16 protein-coding genes and 1 pseudogene are annotated in these 18250 nt (G+C 64.5%); 3 read left to right on the forward strand and 14 right to left on the reverse strand.

The window, feature by feature from the left end:
* Positions 1-6: 6 nt before the first annotated feature.
* From GCT19_RS33685 to GCT19_RS33705, 5 genes are read right to left on the reverse strand one after another with little or no spacing between them, the layout of a single operon-like run.
* Positions 7-1002 (reverse strand): ABC transporter ATP-binding protein, encoded by a 996-nt coding sequence (locus tag GCT19_RS33685; RefSeq protein ID WP_152854352.1) that lies wholly within the window; start codon positions 1000-1002, stop codon positions 7-9.
* The gene (locus GCT19_RS33690) at positions 992-2011 is read right to left on the reverse strand and encodes an ABC transporter ATP-binding protein (protein ID WP_321576916.1); all 1020 of its coding nucleotides are present in this window, start codon (positions 2009-2011) and stop codon (positions 992-994) included. The genes GCT19_RS33685 and GCT19_RS33690 overlap by 11 nt, the downstream gene beginning before the upstream one ends.
* The gene (locus GCT19_RS33695) at positions 2008-2871 is read right to left on the reverse strand and encodes an ABC transporter permease (protein WP_152854353.1); all 864 of its coding nucleotides are present in this window, start codon (positions 2869-2871) and stop codon (positions 2008-2010) included. The genes GCT19_RS33690 and GCT19_RS33695 overlap by 4 nt, the downstream gene beginning before the upstream one ends.
* Positions 2868-3893 (reverse strand): ABC transporter permease, encoded by a 1026-nt coding sequence (locus tag GCT19_RS33700; protein ID WP_152854354.1) that lies wholly within the window; start codon positions 3891-3893, stop codon positions 2868-2870. Before GCT19_RS33700 ends, GCT19_RS33695 begins: the two co-directional genes overlap by 4 nt.
* Positions 3886-5481 carry an ABC transporter substrate-binding protein gene (locus GCT19_RS33705; RefSeq protein ID WP_152854355.1) on the reverse strand — a complete coding sequence of 532 codons (1596 nt, stop codon included), beginning with the start codon at positions 5479-5481 and terminating at the stop codon, positions 3886-3888. The genes GCT19_RS33700 and GCT19_RS33705 overlap by 8 nt, the downstream gene beginning before the upstream one ends.
* Positions 5482-5774: 293 nt before the next feature.
* Here GCT19_RS33705 and GCT19_RS33710 point away from each other — a divergent pair, with 293 nt between their 5' ends.
* From GCT19_RS33710 to GCT19_RS33725, 3 genes are all read left to right on the forward strand, one after another.
* On the forward strand, positions 5775-6590 hold the full coding sequence (locus GCT19_RS33710) for an IclR family transcriptional regulator (RefSeq protein WP_018432767.1): 816 nt from the start codon (positions 5775-5777) through the stop codon (positions 6588-6590).
* Between the two features lie 665 nt (positions 6591-7255).
* Positions 7256-7738, forward strand: a complete 483-nt coding sequence (locus tag GCT19_RS33715) for a prolipoprotein diacylglyceryl transferase (RefSeq protein WP_152854356.1) — start codon at positions 7256-7258, stop codon at positions 7736-7738.
* A gap of 625 nt (positions 7739-8363) precedes the next feature.
* Positions 8364-9275, forward strand: a complete 912-nt coding sequence (locus GCT19_RS33725) for a LysR family transcriptional regulator (protein WP_152854357.1) — start codon at positions 8364-8366, stop codon at positions 9273-9275.
* 13 nt (positions 9276-9288) lie between these two features.
* Here the strand turns inward: GCT19_RS33725 and GCT19_RS33730 are convergent, their stop codons facing one another.
* The 9 genes and pseudogenes from GCT19_RS33730 to GCT19_RS33770 form a co-directional block, all read right to left on the reverse strand.
* On the reverse strand, positions 9289-9999 hold the full coding sequence (locus tag GCT19_RS33730) for a gamma-glutamylcyclotransferase (protein ID WP_227749391.1): 711 nt from the start codon (positions 9997-9999) through the stop codon (positions 9289-9291).
* A gap of 177 nt (positions 10000-10176) precedes the next feature.
* Positions 10177-11361: a thiolase family protein gene (locus GCT19_RS33735; protein WP_152854358.1), complete on the reverse strand. Its 1185-nt coding sequence runs from the start codon at positions 11359-11361 to the stop codon at positions 10177-10179.
* A gap of 316 nt (positions 11362-11677) precedes the next feature.
* Positions 11678-13363 (reverse strand): cation acetate symporter, encoded by a 1686-nt coding sequence (locus GCT19_RS33740; protein ID WP_152854359.1) that lies wholly within the window; start codon positions 13361-13363, stop codon positions 11678-11680.
* 3 nt (positions 13364-13366) lie between these two features.
* Positions 13367-13684, reverse strand: a complete 318-nt coding sequence (locus GCT19_RS33745; protein WP_152854360.1) for a DUF485 domain-containing protein — start codon at positions 13682-13684, stop codon at positions 13367-13369.
* A gap of 49 nt (positions 13685-13733) precedes the next feature.
* Positions 13734-14696 (reverse strand): electron transfer flavoprotein subunit alpha/FixB family protein, encoded by a 963-nt coding sequence (locus GCT19_RS33750; RefSeq protein WP_152854361.1) that lies wholly within the window; start codon positions 14694-14696, stop codon positions 13734-13736.
* 15 nt (positions 14697-14711) lie between these two features.
* Entirely contained in the window at positions 14712-15461 is a 750-nt protein-coding gene (locus GCT19_RS33755) for an electron transfer flavoprotein subunit beta/FixA family protein (RefSeq protein ID WP_321576917.1), read from the reverse strand.
* Positions 15462-15480: 19 nt separating this feature from the next.
* The gene (locus GCT19_RS33760; protein ID WP_152854362.1) at positions 15481-16467 is read right to left on the reverse strand and encodes an NAD(P)H-dependent flavin oxidoreductase; all 987 of its coding nucleotides are present in this window, start codon (positions 16465-16467) and stop codon (positions 15481-15483) included.
* Entirely contained in the window at positions 16464-17675 is a 1212-nt protein-coding gene (locus tag GCT19_RS33765; RefSeq protein ID WP_152854363.1) for a CaiB/BaiF CoA transferase family protein, read from the reverse strand. Before GCT19_RS33765 ends, GCT19_RS33760 begins: the two co-directional genes overlap by 4 nt.
* A gap of 34 nt (positions 17676-17709) precedes the next feature.
* Positions 17710-18171, reverse strand: a pseudogene (locus tag GCT19_RS33770) (enoyl-CoA hydratase-related protein); the annotation flags it as partial.
* Positions 18172-18250: the final 79 nt, after the last annotated feature.

The following is an 18250-nucleotide window of genomic DNA, read 5'->3' on the forward strand; positions in this document are numbered from 1 at the left end:
GCGCCGTCAGGCGTCGTGCACCGATGCGATCGGCGCCGGGTTCGAAACGTTGGACACTTGCGCCCGCGCCTCGCGGCCGTATAGATGACAGGCCACCGCATGCGCGCCGCCGAGCGGGACCAGCTCCGGCGGCTGCTCGCCGCACAGGGGCATTGCATGCGGACAGCGCTGCTGAAACCGGCAACCGCGCGGCGGTGCGTACGGATCGGGCAACTCGGCCGACGACGGCGCGGCGAGCCGCGCACCGCGCGCCGGAATCGAGTCGATCAGCAACTGCGTGTACGGATGCGCCGCGTGCCGCCAGAGCGCTTCGCGCGGCAGGATCTCGACGATCTGACCGAGATACATCACGGCGATGCGATCGGCCAGATAGCCGACCGCCGCGAGGTCGTGACTGATGAACAGGCATGCGATGCCGCGCTCGCGCTGAAGGTCGGACAGCAGATTCAGCACCTGGGCCTGCAACGAAACGTCGAGCGCCGAGACGGGCTCGTCGCAGATCAGCACGTCGGGATTCACGCTCAACGCCCGGGCGATATTGACGCGCTGACGCTGGCCGCCCGACAGCTCATGCGGCATCCGCTCGGCAAGCGTGGCGGCGAGGCCGACCTGGTGCAGCAGCGCATCGACGCGCTCGCGCCGCTCGGTCGGTGTGCCGACCCGGTGCACTTCGAGCGGCAGCGTCAGGCTGCGGCGCACGGTCTTGCGCGGATCGAGCGCGCTCAGCGGATCCTGGAAGACCATCTGCATGCGTCTGCGCCAAGGCAGGCGTTGCCGCTGCGTGAGCGCACCGAGGTCCTGGCCGTCGAGCCGCACGGTGCCCTCGGCGGGCTCGATCAGACGCACGATGGCCTTGCCGAGCGAACTCTTGCCGCAGCCGGACTCGCCCACGAGCCCAAGCGTCTCGCCGCGCCGCAGTTGCAGCGACAACCCATCGACGGCGCTCAATACGCCGCGCCGGGTCGTATAGCGCACGCTCAGGCGATCGACTTCAAGCAGCATGACTCCCCCTGTCGTGAGCGTTAATGGCCCCGGCCCGAAGCTCGAAAACACAGCCCACTCCGCCCTCGCCGATCTGCCGCCACGCCGGCACCGCTTCGCGGCAAGCCGCCTGCGCGAACGTGCAGCGCGGCGCGAATGCGCAGCCGCGCGCCACCGCGCCCGGCGCCGGCACCGCGCCGGGAATCTCCGCGAGCCGTGCCCGCGCGCCGCCGCGCAACGGCCGCGCCTGCAGCAGACGTTGCGTGTACGGGTGCCTCGGATCGTCGAATAGCTCCGCGGCGGGTCGCTCCTCGACCTTGCGGCCCGCGTACATCACGGCGACACGGTCCGCGAGTTGACCGACGATGCCGAGATCGTGCGTGATCAGCAGCAACGCCATGCCGGTCTGCTGCTGCAGCCGTGCGAGCAGCGCGAGAATCTGCGCCTGGATCGTCACGTCGAGCGCGGTGGTCGGCTCGTCGGCAATCAGCAAGCGAGGCTGACCTGCCAATGCCATCGCGATCACGACGCGCTGACGCATCCCGCCCGACAGCCGGTGCGGATAATCGTCGATACGTCGCGCGGGCTCCGGAATGCCGACCTCATGCAACAGCGCCAGTGTTTCGTTGCGCGCTGCGCGCCCGGACAGACCACGATGCAGCTTCAACGCCTCGCCGATCTGGCGGCCGATCGTGCGCACCGGATTCAACGCGGCGAGCGGGTCCTGAAAGATCATGCCGATGCTGCCGCCGCGCAGACCGCGCCACGACGCCTCGGGCAATTCCAGCAACTCGGTGCCGGCGAAACGCAGCCGCGCGGCCTCGATGTGCGCAGCGCGCGTATCGAGCAGACCCATCAGCGCGAGCGCCGTCGTGGACTTTCCGCAGCCCGACTCGCCGACGAGCGCGAGCGTCTCGCCCGCACGGATCTCGAACGACAATCCATCGACCGCCCTCGCCGACGCACGGCCATGAGCGCCCGCGAAGGTGATGTCCAGTTGCTCGACCTCGAGCAGAGCGGCGCCGTTCACAGCGTCCTCCCGCGATGCGGATTCGCGAGGTCGTTCAGACCGTTGCCGATCAGGTTCAGGCTCAGCACCGTAACGAGTACCGCGCAGCCCGGCAGCGCGGTCATGTACCACGCGGTCTGCAGTGCCTCGCGGCCCGAGCCGATCATGCTGCCCCAGGTGATGACATTCGGATCGCCGAGGCCGAGGAACGACAGCACGGCTTCGGTCAGGATCGCGTTGCCCGCGAGAATCGACATCATCACGATGGCCGGCGTCGCCACATTCGGCAGCACGTGGGTGAGCACGATGCGCGGCCGGCTCATGCCGATCACGGTCGCGGCCTGCACGAATTCCGCGCGGGCGACGCGCAGCGCATCCGCCCTCACCAGCCGCGCGACCTGCGGCCAGTTCGTCAGCGCCACGCCGAGCACGATGGTCAGCACGCTCGGATGCACGACCACCACCAGCACGATCGTGAAGAGCAGCGCGGGCATCGTCTGGAACAGCTCGGCGATACGCATCAGCACGTCGTCGACGAGGCCGCCATAGAAGCCGGCCACCGCGCCGATCAGCAGGCCGGCGAGCGTGGCCAGCAACCCGGCCGCGACGCCGATCTCGACCGACACGCGCGCACCGTACGCAATGCCGCTGAACATGTCGCGCCCCATCATGTCGGTGCCGAGCGGGAACGCCGGGTCCGTCTGCGGCCACGTGAACGGCGTGCCGGCCATGTCGAGCGGGTCGTTATGCGTGAAGTACGGCGCACCGATCGCGAGCACGCAGATCGCGGCGAGCAGCAGCACGCCGACGCTCAGGCTCGGCGACTGGATGACACGCCGCCACAGGCGTGCGGGTTTCACCGTGAGCACGATGTCGCTCATCGCTGCTCCTCGATGCGTGGATCGAACCACCCGTAGGCGAGGTCCATCGCCAGATTGACGATGAGCACCAGCACGGAACTGAACAGCAGAATGCCGAGCAGCAGGTTCAGATCGCGCGAGGCGACGGCATCGAGCGCGAGCTGTCCGAGCCCGGGCCAACTGAACACCGTCTCGATCGCCACCGAGCCGCTGAACAGCGTGCCGAACTGCAACGCGGTCATCGTGACGATCGGCAGCAGCGCATTCGGCACGACGTGCGCGCGGATCGTCGCAGCCCGCGACAGACCTTTCGCCCGCGCGGTACGGACGAAGTCGAGACCGGCCACCTCCAGCACGGAGGCGCGCATCAGCCTTGCGTAGATCGCGAGGTAATACGCGGCGAGGCAAAACACCGGCAGCGCCATGTGCGCCGCGATGTCGCCGACGCGGGTCCAGCCAGTCGCGGCGAGGCCCGGCGTCGTGATGCCGCCCGCCGGCAACCAGTGCAGATGCGCGGAGAACAGCACCATCAGCATCAGCCCCAGCCAGAACAGCGGCGTCGCGAAACCGAGTGTGGCGAGGATCGAAATCGCGATGTCGACCGAGCGCCGGCGCGACACCGCCGCCACGGTCCCGGCGACACAGCCGAACAGCAGCGCGATCACGAGTGCGCCCACCATCAGCAGCGCCGTCGCCGGCAAGCGTTCGAGAATCAGCCGCAGCACGGACTCGTTGTAGCGGAACGACCAGCCCAGATCGAGGCGAACCATGCGGTCGAGGTAAGCGAGAAACTGCAGCGCGAGCGGCTGATCCGTGCCGAACTGATGGCGAAGCGCGGCGAGGTACTCGGGGGTCGCGGCGCCTGCCTCGCCCGCCATCACGTCGGCCAGATCGCCCGGCGCGAGACGCAGCCAGAAGAAGTTCAGCACCGCGATCGTGACGACGAGCGGCAACGCTTGCAGCAGCCGGCGCAGCGGGTATGGCAGTGGCCGGCGGCGCTGGCGGGACGCCGACCTGCTGGCACGGATCGGCACGTCAGCCATGGGCGGCCGCGCCGATGGTCACGTCGTCGAGCGACGCGTATACGCCGATCGGTGTCGTGTTGACGTTCTGCAGGCTGCGCGAATAGATGCGGAAGAACTTCAGTTCCGCGAGCGAGATCGACGGCAGATCGCGTTGCGCAATCACCTGCATCTGGTGAATCGCCTGCGTGCGCTTGTCCGGGTCCTGCTCGGTCTGGATCGCCTCGATCACGCGATCCATCTCGGGCGACGCGTAGCCGGAGCCGTTGCTCCATGGGGCGCCGCTGATGATGTTCTTCGACCAGAAGCGGCGGATCACGCCGATCTGCGGATCGGCGAACGCAGCATAGAACACGTTCATCGTGTCGAAGTCGTGTTCCGTATAAATCTTCCGCAGATAGGTCGGCAGATCGTAATTGACGAGCGTGACCTCGACACCGATGCGCTTGAGTTGCTGCTGGATGAACTGTCCGGCGCGTTGGTAATCCTCACCATACGTGTGGTTCAGGTGATTGAAGCGCAGGCGCACGCCGTCGCTGCCGCGTGGAAAACCGGCGGCATCCAGCAGTGCCTCCGCTTTTTGCGGGTCGTACGGATACTGCGGTGTGTCCGCCGCATAGAAGCGGGTCTGGTAGCTGGGCACCGGTCCCGTTGCGGGGGTCGCAAAGTCGTAGAACACGGTCTTCGCCAGCAGCTTCAGGTTGATCGCATGCGCGATCGCTTGCCGCACGCGCACGTCCTGAAACCGCTTCTGACGCAGATTGAAGTCCATAAAGAACATCGGTGCGTTCGAGCGCCAGCCTTTCGTATCGAGGACGAGATTCGGGTTCTGCTCGAGACGGCGCGCTTCGACGAGAGAGACCGGCGTCAGCGGCGCGTACTGCACACTGCCGTTTTGCAGCGCGATGCTGCGCGCGCTCGCATCCGGAATGATGCGGAAGATCAGCTCATCGACGCGCGGCCTGCCCTTGTCCCAGTAGTCGGGGTTCTTTACGAGGCGAATGTAGTTGCCGCGGTTCCATTCCTTGAAAATGAAGCCGCCCGTGCCGACCGGCTTCGCGTTGTACGGATTAGTCAGCGGATCGGTGCCGGCGTATAGATGCTTCGGGAAGATGAATGCCGAAGACGTGTCGAGATATGACCAGATCACGGGCGATGGCTGCGCGAGCCGGAACACCGCGGTGTACGGATCGGGCGTGTCCACGGCGACGATCTGCGCGAACGTGGGCCGCGCGATCGGATGCACTTTCTTCGACACTTCCATGATCGAGTACTGCACGTCCGCCGACGTGAACGGCGTCCCGTCATGCCATTTCACGTCGTTGCGCAGCCTGAACGTGATCGTGCGGCGATCGGCCGACTCCGTCCACGAGGTGGCGAGCTGTGGCACCGGACGGAACGCTTCGTCATAGGTGACCAGTCCATCGAACATATTGCTGGACACCACGTTGGTCGGATTGGCCGGCGTCGAGCCGGCTGCGAGGCCAGCCGGCTCCGGCAACGTATTGGCGACGAGCGTGGTGGAGGACGCGCCCCAGGCGAAGTCGCCAAGCAGGCTCCCGCCGACCATCGCGGTGGCCCCGATCAGAAATTCTCTACGTGTCGACATCAGTGCGTCTTTTTTTCAAGGTAGGGCGTCCTGATCAGCGGACGCTGGACAAGGTCCGAGACAGCGGGCGGCTTGCGCAGGCAGGGTGGACCCTTTGCGATTCCCGATGCCGGGGCTATTTCACAAACTGTGCTGCCTGTACAATATTTCGGAAGAAAAATTCCGTTTTATTGTATGGACCTCCCCGGGGCTCACCAACCAAGCAATTCATATATGCAATTCTGCCCAGCCGGTTTCGTGATGTACGCTGCCTACCCTCAGTGCCTGCCTGCCCTCGCCGGATCGCGCTAGCCATGGCAACCATTCCCAGCACAGAAGGCGCCGCCGAACGACGCGAGACCGAATCGGGCGCGCTCGCGCGAGGATTGAACGTGCTGTCCCGTCTGCACGAAGCCGCGCGCCCGCTCAGCCTGCAGGAAATCGCCGATAGCGTCGGGCTAGCCGCCAGCACGTGTCACCGCCTGCTTCAGTCGCTCGATCAGGCAGGCTATGTGTATCGAGAAGGTTCGCTCTACTGCCCGACGCCACGGGCCGCCTGCCCGCTGCCGCTCGAACACCCACTGAACCGTCTGCGGCGCGACACCGCCCCGCTGATGCGCGAGTTGCAGGAGCGTCACGGTCCGTCTGTGCTGCTGATCGCTTTCATGGGCAACCATCGGGCGACGGTGGACTCGGTCGCGGGCAACTACAGCGTGGCGCCGTATTTCGACACCAATGTCAGTGCGCCGCTGCACGCGTCGGTTTCCGGCAAGATCTTGCTGAGCGATCGCACGCCTGAACAACGTGACCTGCTGCTCGGCCCCGCGCCCTTTCCCGCTCGTACAGAGTTCACCATCCGTGATCGCGCGGCGCTTTATGCCGAGCTTGACGAGGTTCGGCAACGCGGTTGGGCCACGAACGAGAACGAGAACGTGATCGGGATCTGTGCGGTAGGCACCCGGCTCAGCGCGCCGTCGGGACGCGCGGTGGGCGCAATGGTGCTCACCGGTCCGAGCCGCTTTTTCAAGAAGGGCAACCAAGCGATGCGCGATGACCTGCTGAAGTCAGCGGAACTGCTGAACTCGACCTCGCATGCGGTTCGGGCGATGTCTCAGTTTCTTGGAATCTAGATCGCCGGGTATACCGGCGGATGAAGGAGCGTGCGAAGCGAATCATCGATCACGCGGTCAGCCTGCCGCGCGCTTCGGTCGGAGCGCAAAAGGACGGGTGTGTTTCAAGCGTATAGAACCGGGCGTTGTGCCTGCTACAAAACCTGGGGACGGTAGCGAACCGTTGCAGTACGTCGTTAGTCGAGGATGCGAAAGAGTCTGCTCCAATGCGGCGCGAGACGTCGGGGCGTATTCACTGATCGTGGGCAAAGGACAAGTTTCGCCGCGAAACGGCCCTGACCGCCGAGGCTTCGAGGGAGTGCGCGACGTTCCGATGCGACCATCGCAGCACATCCCGGCGCCGACGTTTCCTCGCTGGCCGTTGTGCTTGCATCCGCGCAACCTCTTTGAGTTTGTCGGTCCGGCCTTTGCAGGAGGGCTGGCCTGCGACCGTTCGGCGGAAGACTTAGGCTTTGTTGCGCGTCCCGCGATGTGTTCGCTTGCGAACACATCCGTATCGAATGCGTCCATGCTGTGATTCATTGTCGGGCTGGCCATGTGAGACTATGTGCTCTCCCACGCTGGCCAAACGGCCTGCGATAACAAAGTCGACCGTTGGCGACGCGCATTTCATTGGGAATCCTTTTGGGGGTTTTTACCAATAACTCGACCATATGAGGATTTCGATGACACTGAACGTGGACGGCACGGCTGGCGTGCCGGATGAGATCGTTACGACGCCGACCGATGAGTCAATCCAGGAGCCCAATGCGTCAGGGGACGATGCGGATCTGGCGGTAGCTCAGTCAGCCGACGTTGCAGATGCGGCGGTAGCTGAGTCGGGCGACGTTGCAGATGCGGCGGTAGCTGAGTCAGCCGACGTTGCGGATGCGGCGGTAACTGAGTCAGCCGACGTTGCGGATGCGGCGGTAGCTGAGTCGGGCGACGTTGCGGATCTGGTGGAAGCTCAGTCAGGCGACGTTGCAGATGTTCCGCAAGCTGAGTCAAGCGACGTTGCAGGTTTGGCGGAAGTTGAGTCAGGCGATGCCGTTGATGCGCAGGTAGCTGAAAGTTCGAGGGAGGATGCCGACGCACCCGCTGATGAGAACCCAGCGGCCGATCCAGTAGATCCGGCCGTCGAGCAAGACGGCGAAGTCAACGAGGATTGACGGTCGGCACTCCGGGCAATCCTTTGTACCGCCCCTGCTTCGCACCCGGCATCGGGAGTTGCGTACCCGGTGCCGGAGCCTCAGCCGAGGACTTATCGCGCCACGGGCGGTGGCACGATCGATGCCGCAAGGCTGGTTCTACGAGCGATGCGGCCGCTTGCCGACATTGTCGGCATTAAGTAGAGGAGCGGCAGCTTTCTAAATCCGCGAACTCACACTTCCGACCTCAAGAGCCCTTCAATCCCCTGCACCCTGTACGGCTGTTTTCGAAGTCGAACTGTCATTCGAAGGATATCGGCCGGAAGCCGATCTGCTGCAGGCCACCTCAGCGTTCGCGCGCAAGCTCGCGTTCGGCCCGACCCGCGCCTACGCCGCGCACAAGGCGCTATTGCGCGCGTGGGCGGTCGGCGGCGTCGCGGCCGCGGACGAAGCGATGTTCGACATTGCGATGCGTCGGTTCAAATCCGACGACGCCCAGCCCGGAATCCGCTCCGCCGTCGAAGCGCTGAAGGCCGGTCGTCCGCGTCCTGTCATGGACTTCAACGGGCATTGAAAGCGCGCAAACCGCAGGTGTCGAAATTGTGCGGTCTAATGGCGTCTTCCCCATCGAACGGAGACGCCCGTCATGGACCGCATCGCAGCGATGAACGCTTTTGTCCGCGTAGTCGAAGCCGGCACGTTCACGAAGGCGGCTGAAACGCTCGACATGCCGAACGCTTCATTGACGCGGCTGATCCAGAAGCTCGAGGAAGACCTGAAGGTGCGGCTGCTGCACCGCACGACGCGCTCGGTCACCGTCACGCCGGAAGGCGCGATCTACTACGAGCGCGTCGTGCGCCTGCTCGCGGAGTTCGCGGATATCGAATCGTCCACCACCCATGCACGCATGAAACCGTCGGGCAGGCTGCGCGTCGATGCCGCGACGGCGATCGGCGCGCTCGTGCTGGTGCCGGCGCTCGACGATTTCTACCGCACCTATCCGGACATCGGCATCGAACTCCAGGTCGGCAACGAGCGCACCGACCTGATCGCCGAGGGTTTCGACTGCGCAATCCGCGCCGGCAGGGTCGACGAGCAGTTTCTGGTCGCGCGGCAGATCGGCAGTTTCGGTTTTACGACCTGCGCGACGCCGGCGTTTCTCGCCGCGCACGGCACGCCGACATCGCCGGACCAGCTATCCGCGCTTCCGACTATAGGCATGATTCCGTCGCACGCGGGCTATCCGCCGTCGTTTCCGTTTTTGTACGCCGATCGGAAAGACGGCCTCCAGTTAAAGCACCGGCTCGTCGTGAACGATACGAACGCTTATCTTGCCGCGGGTCTCGCCAGTCTCGGGCTCATCCAGGCGCCCACCTACTCGGTGCGCGACGCGATTGCCGCGGGCAAACTCGTGCCGCTTCTCGAAGACTGGCCGCAACCGACCATACCCGTCCATGTGATCTATCCGCCCAACCGTTATCTGAGTGCGAAAGTGCGCGTGTTTATCGATTGGCTCGTCGAACTTTTCGAGCGCGACGAGCAGTTGCGCCGGCGGTGATCCGTCGTGACCTTTACCTCGTGGAGTCGGCTACGTCGGCATCGCGTATCGCCCGCCGCAAGCGTTCGATGCCCGCATCGAGCAAGCCGAGGCGTTCGAGGGTCAGCGCAGTTTCGTCGAAGTACGCGCGCGCGGTGCCGAGCGGCCCGCGTCCGGTGCGGATCAGGTGTGCAACATGATCGATCGGAGAGCCGCCGATATAGCGCTGGTGCCCGCGATTGACGACGAAGGTCAGCGCCCGGATGTTGCGGCCGCCGGCCGTCGCCCGAACCCATCGCGCGTCGTACGCGCCGGCCAGCATTTCGCGCCGCCACAACAGCCGCAGCTCGGCTTCGACCTTCGCGGCATCGATCCGGTGCAGCAGGCCGTTACACGCGCCACCGCGGTCGAGCCCCAGCATCGCGCCGGGCTTTTCGGGCGTGCCGCGACCGAAGATCATCCGCAGACAGAATCCACGGTGCCAGCCATGCACGCGCGCGACGCTGGTCTCGACCACCTCGAGCGCTGGATTCCACATCAGCGAGCCGTAGCCGAACACGTGAAGGTCCCGCCCGGCCTCGTGAGAGTCGAGCACCGCACGCAGCGTCCGTTCGAGTTCCGCATCGCTGCGCAACGTCAGGCCAGCGGGCGGGTCCGCGCGCAGCGCGTGCAGCAGCGTCCCCTGCGCCAGGTGTTCGCGCGTCAGCTCGAATAGGGAAGCCGGAGGTTTCTGGTCGCCGGACATGAAATGATGTGGGTTGCCATGACAGAACAACTGTAAGTTGCAACGGCTCGCTGACCAGGCGTGCTTGCCCCAGCGGATCGCCGGATGGCGCGAGCGCACGTAACGGGGCAACGTGAATTGCCACGCGTCGCGCGAGACCCTCCAGCTCGCCACTCCCGGCGCGACCTCAGACCGCCGTTACAGGATCTCCAGCGCGAGCGCGATACCCTGACCGCCACCGATACACAGCGTGACGATGCCGCGCTTCAGGCCATCCCGACGCATCGAATGGACGAGACGCGTGGTCAGGACCGCGCCCGTAGCTCCGATCGGATGACCATGCGCAATCGCGCCGCCTTCGACATTCACGATGTCATGAGGGAGTCCAAGCTGCTGGGCAACCGCGAGCGGCACAGCGGCGAATGCCTCGTTGATCTCGACGCGTTCGACGTCGGCGAGCTTCCAGCCCGCTCGCTCCAATGCGATATGCACCGCCGGCACGGGACCGAGACCGAACATGCCGGGCTCGACAGCGGCGATGCCGAAAGCGGCAAGGCGTGCGCTCGCTTCGATACCTTTCGTGTCGGCGTAACCGCGCTCGGCCACGATCATCGCCGCCGCACCGCTGTTCAGGCCGGGCGCATTGCCCGCGGTGATCGTGCCATCAGGACGGAACGCGGGACGCAGCTTCGCCAGTGTTTCCACGGTCGTTTCCGGGCGCGGCTGCTCGTCGCGCGTGAACTGAACGCTCCCCTTACGCCCTTCTATTTCGACGGCGACGAGTTCGGCATCGAATGCGCCGCGTTCTTGCGCGGCCGCGAAACGCTGCTGCGAACGCGCGGCCCACTCGTCCTGGGCACGCCGCGTCAGATCAGTCTTCGTCGCGAGATCTTCCGTGTGCCAGCCCGAGTGCTCACCCGAGAATGCATCCACTAGACCGTCGCGCAGCATGCTGTCGTGCACTTGTGCGTTACCCATGCGAGTGCCCCAGCGAGCGGTGTCGAGCAGATACGGCGCGCGCTCCATGCTTTCCATGCCACCGGCAACCGCGACGTCACCATAGCCAAGCGCGATTTCCTGAGCCGCCGAGACGATCGCCTGCGCGCCCGAGCCACAGACGCGGTTGACGGTGAGTGCCGGCACCGATACGGGCACGCCGCCGCCGATGGCGGCCTGCCGAGCCGGATTCATCCCGTTGCCGGCCTGGACGACATTGCCCATCACGACGGACGACAGCGCTTTCGGATCGAGCGCGGCGCGCCGCAACGTTTCCCTCACCACCATCGCGCCAAGCGCAGTGGCGGGGACGTCCTTCAACGATCCACCGAACGCGCCAATTGGTGTACGAACGGTATGAGCAATGACAACTTCACCGGTATTCATCGATGTTCCTTGGATTGAAATGCTGAACTGGTGTGCCTCTAGCGAAGGCGGCTGACCAAGGTTGGTCGATTCGCTGTCCCCCGGGTCTGGCAGATACTGTAAGAAGGGTCCGCACAGGAAGAAAGAGTGTGCCGGTCAAAGCACCATTCCAAAGCAATCAATAATCACGGCGGAAGCTGGAAAGCGCTTTTCACAAGCGCGGCACGCGCATTCGAATTGATCGGTGGTCCAAACAACCGCACAGCAACCCATCGCCATCAGATGCTCTTGACGGCTCGACGGGGCGGCGCCGCCGCCGATGAGCACCGATTCACGATCAATGATCGACCGGCTTGATGGGCAAGAGACCCGTCTGGCCGTAGAACTCCTGCATGGTGAAGGCTTCGCGCTCCCGCTGGGCGCCAGCGCGGCGATCCAGCATCGAGAAAGTCCAGATGCCGACGAACGCCAGCGGCACCGAAATCAACGCAGGATTGTCGAGTGGCACGAGCGCATGCGCCCGATGCAGCACGTCGACCCATACCGACCTGGAGAACAGCGTCAGCAACACCGCGGAGACGAGGCCGAGGCCGCCGCCCACGACAGCGCCGCGGGTGGTCATACCGCGCCAGAAAATCGAAGATACCAGCACCGGAAAATTAGCGCTGGCCGCGACCGCCGCCACCAGGCCAACGAGAAACGCCACGTTGACATGCTCGAACAGAATGCCCAAGCCGATCGCGACGACGCTAAGCATCAACGTTGCCACGCGGGATATGCGCATTTCGCGTGCTTCATCGCCCTCGCCCCGCGCGAGCCAGCACGCGTAGAGATCGTGCGAAACCGTGGTCGCACCTGAAAGCGTGAGCCCGGCGACGACCGCGAGAATCGTTGCGAACGTCACGGCCGCGATGAAGCCGTAGAACAGATTGCCGCCCAAAGCGTGCGCCAGATTGACCGCGACCATGTTCGAGCCGCCGAGCAGATCGCGCGTGAGATCGAAATGGCCATCGACGGCAGTCTTGAAGAACTCAGGATGTTGGGCCAGCAATGCAATCGCCGAGAAGCCGATCACGAACGTCAGCAGATAGAAGTACCCGATGAAGCCGGTCGCGACGAATACGGATTTGCGCGCCTCTTTCGCGTCGGGAACGGTGAAAAAGCGCATCAGGATATGCGGCAAGCCGGCCGTGCCGAACATCAGCGCGATGCCGAGGGAAAGCGCATTGAACGGGTCCTTCAGCAGTTTGCCGGGCGCCATGATGCTGAGCGCCGCGGGATGAACGTCGACAGCCCGCCGGAACATCTGATCGGGACTGAAGCCGAATTGCCCGAGCGCGGTGATGGCCATGAACGTCGCGCCGCACAGCAGCAGCACAGCCTTGATGATCTGCATCCACGTCGTCGCCGTCATGCCGCCGAAGAACACGTAGATAACCATCAGCGCGCCGACGATCACCTCAGCCATCCAGTACGGCAAGCCGAACAGCAACTGGATCAGCTTTCCCGCGCCGACCATCTGCACGACCAGATAGAAGATCACGACGACGAGCGACGTGCTGGCGGTCAGCAGACGAATCGGCGCTTGCTCGAACCGATAGGCGACCACGTCGACGAACGTGAACTTGCCCAGATTGCGCAAGGGCTCGGCGAGCAGGAACATGACGAACGGCCAGCCGACGAGAAAGCCGATCGAATAGATCAGACCGTCGAAGCCGAACATGAAGACCATGCCGGAGAGACCGAGGAACGAAGCCGCGGACATATAGTCGCCCGCAATCGCAAGCCCGTTCTGGAAGCCGCTGAGCCCGCCGCCAGCGCTGTAGAAGTCTTTGGTGGTGCGCGTTCTGCGCGCTGCCCAGCGCGTGATGCCAAGCGTGACGAGCACGAACAGCAGAAAGGTCGCGATCGCGACGGGGTTCAGGCCGGTATGGTCGCGCACCGAAACTTCGATGGAAGACGCGCGCGCGAGCGCGGACAGCGACGCGAGGTTCGCGGCGAGGATGAGGCGAACGGCTTTCATCGGTCAGTCTCCTTGCCGGAAGCCGGCGAGCAGCGCGCTCATCGACGGATCGAACCTGCGGTTTGCGCGCAGCACGTAGCAGCCGGTCATCGCGATCGCAATCAGGATAATGCCGACGCCCGCAACGATCCCAACGCTCGTCGTGGCGCCCGCGTAGAGCGGACGCGCGAGCAGGTGCGGCGCGAGCGCAACGAACAGGATGAAGCCGTAGTACGTGAAGATCATCAGCGCCGTCAGCGTGAAGCTGAAGCGGCGGCGCTGCGCGACGAGCCGGCGATACGCGGCACTAGCCGTCGCTCGATCGATGTGAACTTGCTGCATGAGACTGTCTCCTTCATGTCTTTGAATGACGTCGCTTGACGTTGGCCGCTCAGCTCAGCTCTTTCGTCAAATCCGGCACGACTGTGAACAGATCGCCGATCAGACCGTAGTCGGCGACGCTGAAGATCGGCGCTTCCGGGTCCTTGTTGATCGCGACGATGACTTTCGAGTCCTTCATGCCGGCGAGGTGCTGAATCGCTCCGGAGATGCCGACCGCGACATACAGTTGCGGCGCGACGATCTTGCCCGTCTGCCCGACCTGATAGTCGTTCGGCACGTAACCGGCATCGACCGCCGCGCGCGATGCGCCCAGCGCCGCGCCGAGCTTGTCGGCGAGCGGTTCGAGCGTACGCGTATAGTTCTCGCCGTTGCCGAGACCCCGGCCGCCCGACACGATGATGCTGGCGCTCGTCAGCTCCGGGCGATCCAGTTTCGTCACTGCGCGGCTTACGAACTGGGAGAGGCCTGCGCCGGCTGCCGCTTCGATGTTCTCGACCGTTGCGCTGCCGCCTTCGGCCGCCACTGCATCGAAGCCCGTCGAGCGGACGGTGACGACCTTGATCGGATCCTCAGATTGAACCGTTGCGATGGCGTTGCCCGCGTAGATCGGCCGCTCGAACGTATCGGCGCTTGCGACGGCGGTGATATCGCTGATCTGCGCGACGTCGAGCTTCGCGGCGATACGCGGTGCGACATTCTTGCCGTAGGCGGTGGCGGGCGCGAGGATGTGCGTGTAGTTCTTTGCAATCGTCAGCACCGTGCCTTCGACGTTTTCCGCGAGGCCGTCGGCGAGCTGACGCGCATCGGCCATCAGCACTTTCGACACGCCAGCAACCTTCGCCGCCGCATCGGCCGCGGCCTGCGCGTTGTGACCCGCGACCAGCACGTGAATGTCACCGCCAATCTTCTGTGCCGCTGCGATCGTGTTCAGCGTGGCGGCCTTGAGCGACGCATTGCCCCCCAAGGGGGCTTCCTTCGGGGCCTCATGCTCTGCAATAACCAGAATCGTCATTTCTCGGGTCTCCTTTTACAGTACCTTCGCGTCGTTTTTGAGCTTCTCGACCAGCATCTTCACGTCCGGCACCGTGATACCGGCAGAGCGCTTCGGCGGCTCGGAGACCTTCAAGGTCTTCAGACGCGGCGCGACATCGACGCCCAGATCGGCCGGTGTCAGCGTGGCGAGTGGCTTCTTTTTCGCTTTCATGATGTTGGGCAGCGTCACGTAGCGCGGCTCGTTCAGGCGCAGATCGGTCGTGATCACCGCAGGCAGCTGCAACGCAAGCGTCTCGGCTCCGCCATCGACTTCACGCGATACCGTCGCCTTGCCGTCGGCGATCACGACCTTCGAGGCGAACGTCGCCTGCGGCAGACCCGCCAGTGCAGCGAGCATCTGGCCGGTTTGATTGGAGTCGTCGTCGATGGCCTGCTTGCCGAGAATGATGAGCCCTGGCTTCTCCTGTTCCACGATCGCCTTAAGCAGCTTCGCCACCGCCAGAGGTTGCAGTTCTTCCGGGCTCTGCACCAGCACCGCGCGGTCAGCACCCATGGCGAGCGCCGTGCGCAATGTCTCCTGGCACTGCGTTGGGCCGCACGACAAAGCGATGACCTCCGTCGCCACACCCGCTTCCTTCAGTCTCACCGCTTCTTCAACGGCGATTTCATCGAACGGGTTCATCGACATCTTCACGTTGCCGATATCGACGCCCGTGTTATCCGACTTCACCCGGACCTTCACGTTGTAGTCGATGACTCTCTTCACTGGCACAAGTATCTTCACTCCCCTCTCCTCGCATTGATCAGTTGATCGCCACACGTCCCATCGCCTGCCGCATGTCGCGCTCGAAGCGCTGCACGATATCGGCCAGCGGTTCGATCCGATCCACGAAGGCCAGCGACTGGCCGGCCGAGAGCAGCCCTTTTTTCCAGTCGCCGGTCACATAGGCATCGCGTCCGATCTTGCCGGACACCATCGGCATCAGATCCTGAATGGTTACGTTCGCGTTGCGCGCCTCGATTTCCTTCACGGCGAGCGTGGTCTCGTTGCGCAGCGTGCGTACGGTGTTGCGCACCGATGTCATGCACAGGTCGGTATCGGTCGGTCCGGCTTCGACGAGTCGACGCTTGTAGTCGTCGTGTGCCCAGATTTCCTCGGCCACGACGAAGCGCGTGCCGACGACCACGCCAGCAGCGCCCATCGCGAGCGCGGCGGCAAGCTGCGAGCCGCGCCCGATGCCGCCGCCGATCAGATAAGGAATCGACAGGTGACTCTCGGCCCACGCCGCATTGACGAACGATCCGACCATATCCAGCCCCGGATGTCCGCCACACTCGGCGCCGACGATCGCGACCGCATCGACACCGACCGACGCCGCCTTGACCGCGAAACGCACCGACGGAACCTTGTGCAGCACCTTCACGCCAGCTCCTTTCAGCAGCGGCATGAATTCCTCGGGATTGCGCCCTGACGTTTCGACGAACTTCACGCCCTCATCGATGATCAATTCGAACACTTCGCGGGTCTTCTCGCCGGGCACGAGCTTCGGCAACATCGACACGTTGACGCCGAACGGCCCGCCCTCGCAAAGTTCGCGACAGCGTCTGATCTCCGCTCGCAACCCTTGCGGCTCCGGAAAACTCGCCGCCGTGATGAAGCCGATGATGCCGGCGCGCGATGCAGCCGCGACATAGTCCGCATCGGCGAGCCACATCAGGCCCCCGGCGACGATCGGCAAACGCGTGCCGAACAGTTCGGTGACGGCGTTGGAAAAAGCGGGCTGACTCATGCGGTGACCTCCTGGGCTTTCAGTTGCGAGACCTGCTCAGCGGACAGGCCGAGCAGAGCGTGCAAAACGTCGTGCGTCCCTTCTCCGAGCTGCGGTGGCGCGTGTCGCACAGGCAGGCGCGCCCCGTCGAAGCGATAAGGCGGCGCGAGCACATGCGTGCTGCCGGCCTCGGGATGCGCGCAAGTCGTCAGGAGCCCGGCGTCCGCTGCGCGCTTCGACGTCATCGCTTCGTGAAGGCCGAGCACCTCGCCGCACGGAATGCCGGCGCGCGCGAGCCGCGCGAGCAGCACCTCGCGCTTGTGCAGGCCGATGGCGCGCGTGAGCTCGGGCACCAGCGCTTCGCGATTCACCGCACGAACGATGTTCGTGCGGAAGCGCTCGTCATCGATCAGATCGGGACGTTCGATCACTTCGCGGCAGAACCGCTCGTACTGGCGGTTGTTGCCGACCGCGATGACGAGCGGGCCATCGGCGGCATCGAACACGCCGTACGGCACGATCGACGGATGCGCGTTGCCGTAGCGCGGCGGATCGTCCTTGAGCATCAGCGAATCCAGCCCGCAGTACGACGTGATCATCAGACCGCAATCGAACAGCGCCATTTCGATGTGGCGTCCCTTGAGGGTCCGCTGGCGCTCGAACAGCGCGGCAAGCACCGCCTGCGCCGAGTACATGCCGGTGAACAGATCGACGGCCGCCACGCCGAACTTAAGCGGTGGCTGATCGGCGTTGCCGTTCATCGCCATCAGCCCCGCCTCGCCTTGCACCACGATGTCGTATCCCGGGCGCGCCGCTTCCGGGCCTTGGCGGTCATAGCCGGAGATCGAGCAATAGATCAGATCGTCGCGGCCTTCGGTCAGTTGCGCGTAGCCCAGACCGAGCTTCTCGGCGCCGCCGTACTTGAAGTTCTGGATCACGACGTCGCATTGCTGCGCGAGTTCGCGCGCGATGCGCTGCCCTTCGGCGCTTTGCAGATCGAGACACACGGAGCGCTTGTTGCGGTTGACGCTGTTGAAATAGGTCGTCTCGGTCGTGCCGACGCGCATGCCCCAGTCGCGTGTGTCGTCGCCGCGCAATGGATGCTCGACCTTGATGACTTCGGCGCCGAGATCGCCGAGCACCATCGCGCACCAAGGTCCCGCGAGCACGCGGGACAAATCGAGAATTCTGACGCCGGCGAGCGGCAGGGATGAAATCGGATTTGGCATGGAATATCCGCTATGGAAAGTGATGTCTTTGCGTCTATTTCGACTGCACGGCCGTACCGCGACGCAAGCCGACATAATCAGCGGGACGTTTGCCGAAGAATGCGGCGATGCCTTCGGCGGATTCATCATCGCCGAGCGATTCCGTCATGTATTGCGCTTCGAGATCGAGTTGCGCGTCGAGCGTGTTCTCGCCTGCGCGACGGCACAGACTCTTGATTCGCGCGCTCGCACGTTCGGGACCGGCCGCGAGCGTCTGCGCGAGCGCGATGGCCTCCGCGAGCGCGCCCTGCTTTTCGGTGAGTCGATTCGAGACCCCGAGCGAATGCATGCGTTCGCCGTTGACGGGCTTTCCAGTCAGGCACAGTTCGGTCAACAGTTGACGGGACACGCAGCCGGACAGAAACGCGGTCGCGCCGGCATCGGGTGAAAGGCCCACTTTCACGTACGCCACCGAGAACGACGCGTCGCGTGCGGCGACCAGCAGGTCGCACGCGACGCGTCGTTCTCGGTGGCGTACGTGAAAGTGGGCCTTTCACCCGATGCCGGCGCGACCGCGTTTCTGTCCGGCTGCGTGT

The organism is Paraburkholderia atlantica (assembly GCF_009362785.1).
Classification (GTDB): Bacteria; Pseudomonadota; Gammaproteobacteria; order Burkholderiales; family Burkholderiaceae; genus Paraburkholderia; species Paraburkholderia atlantica.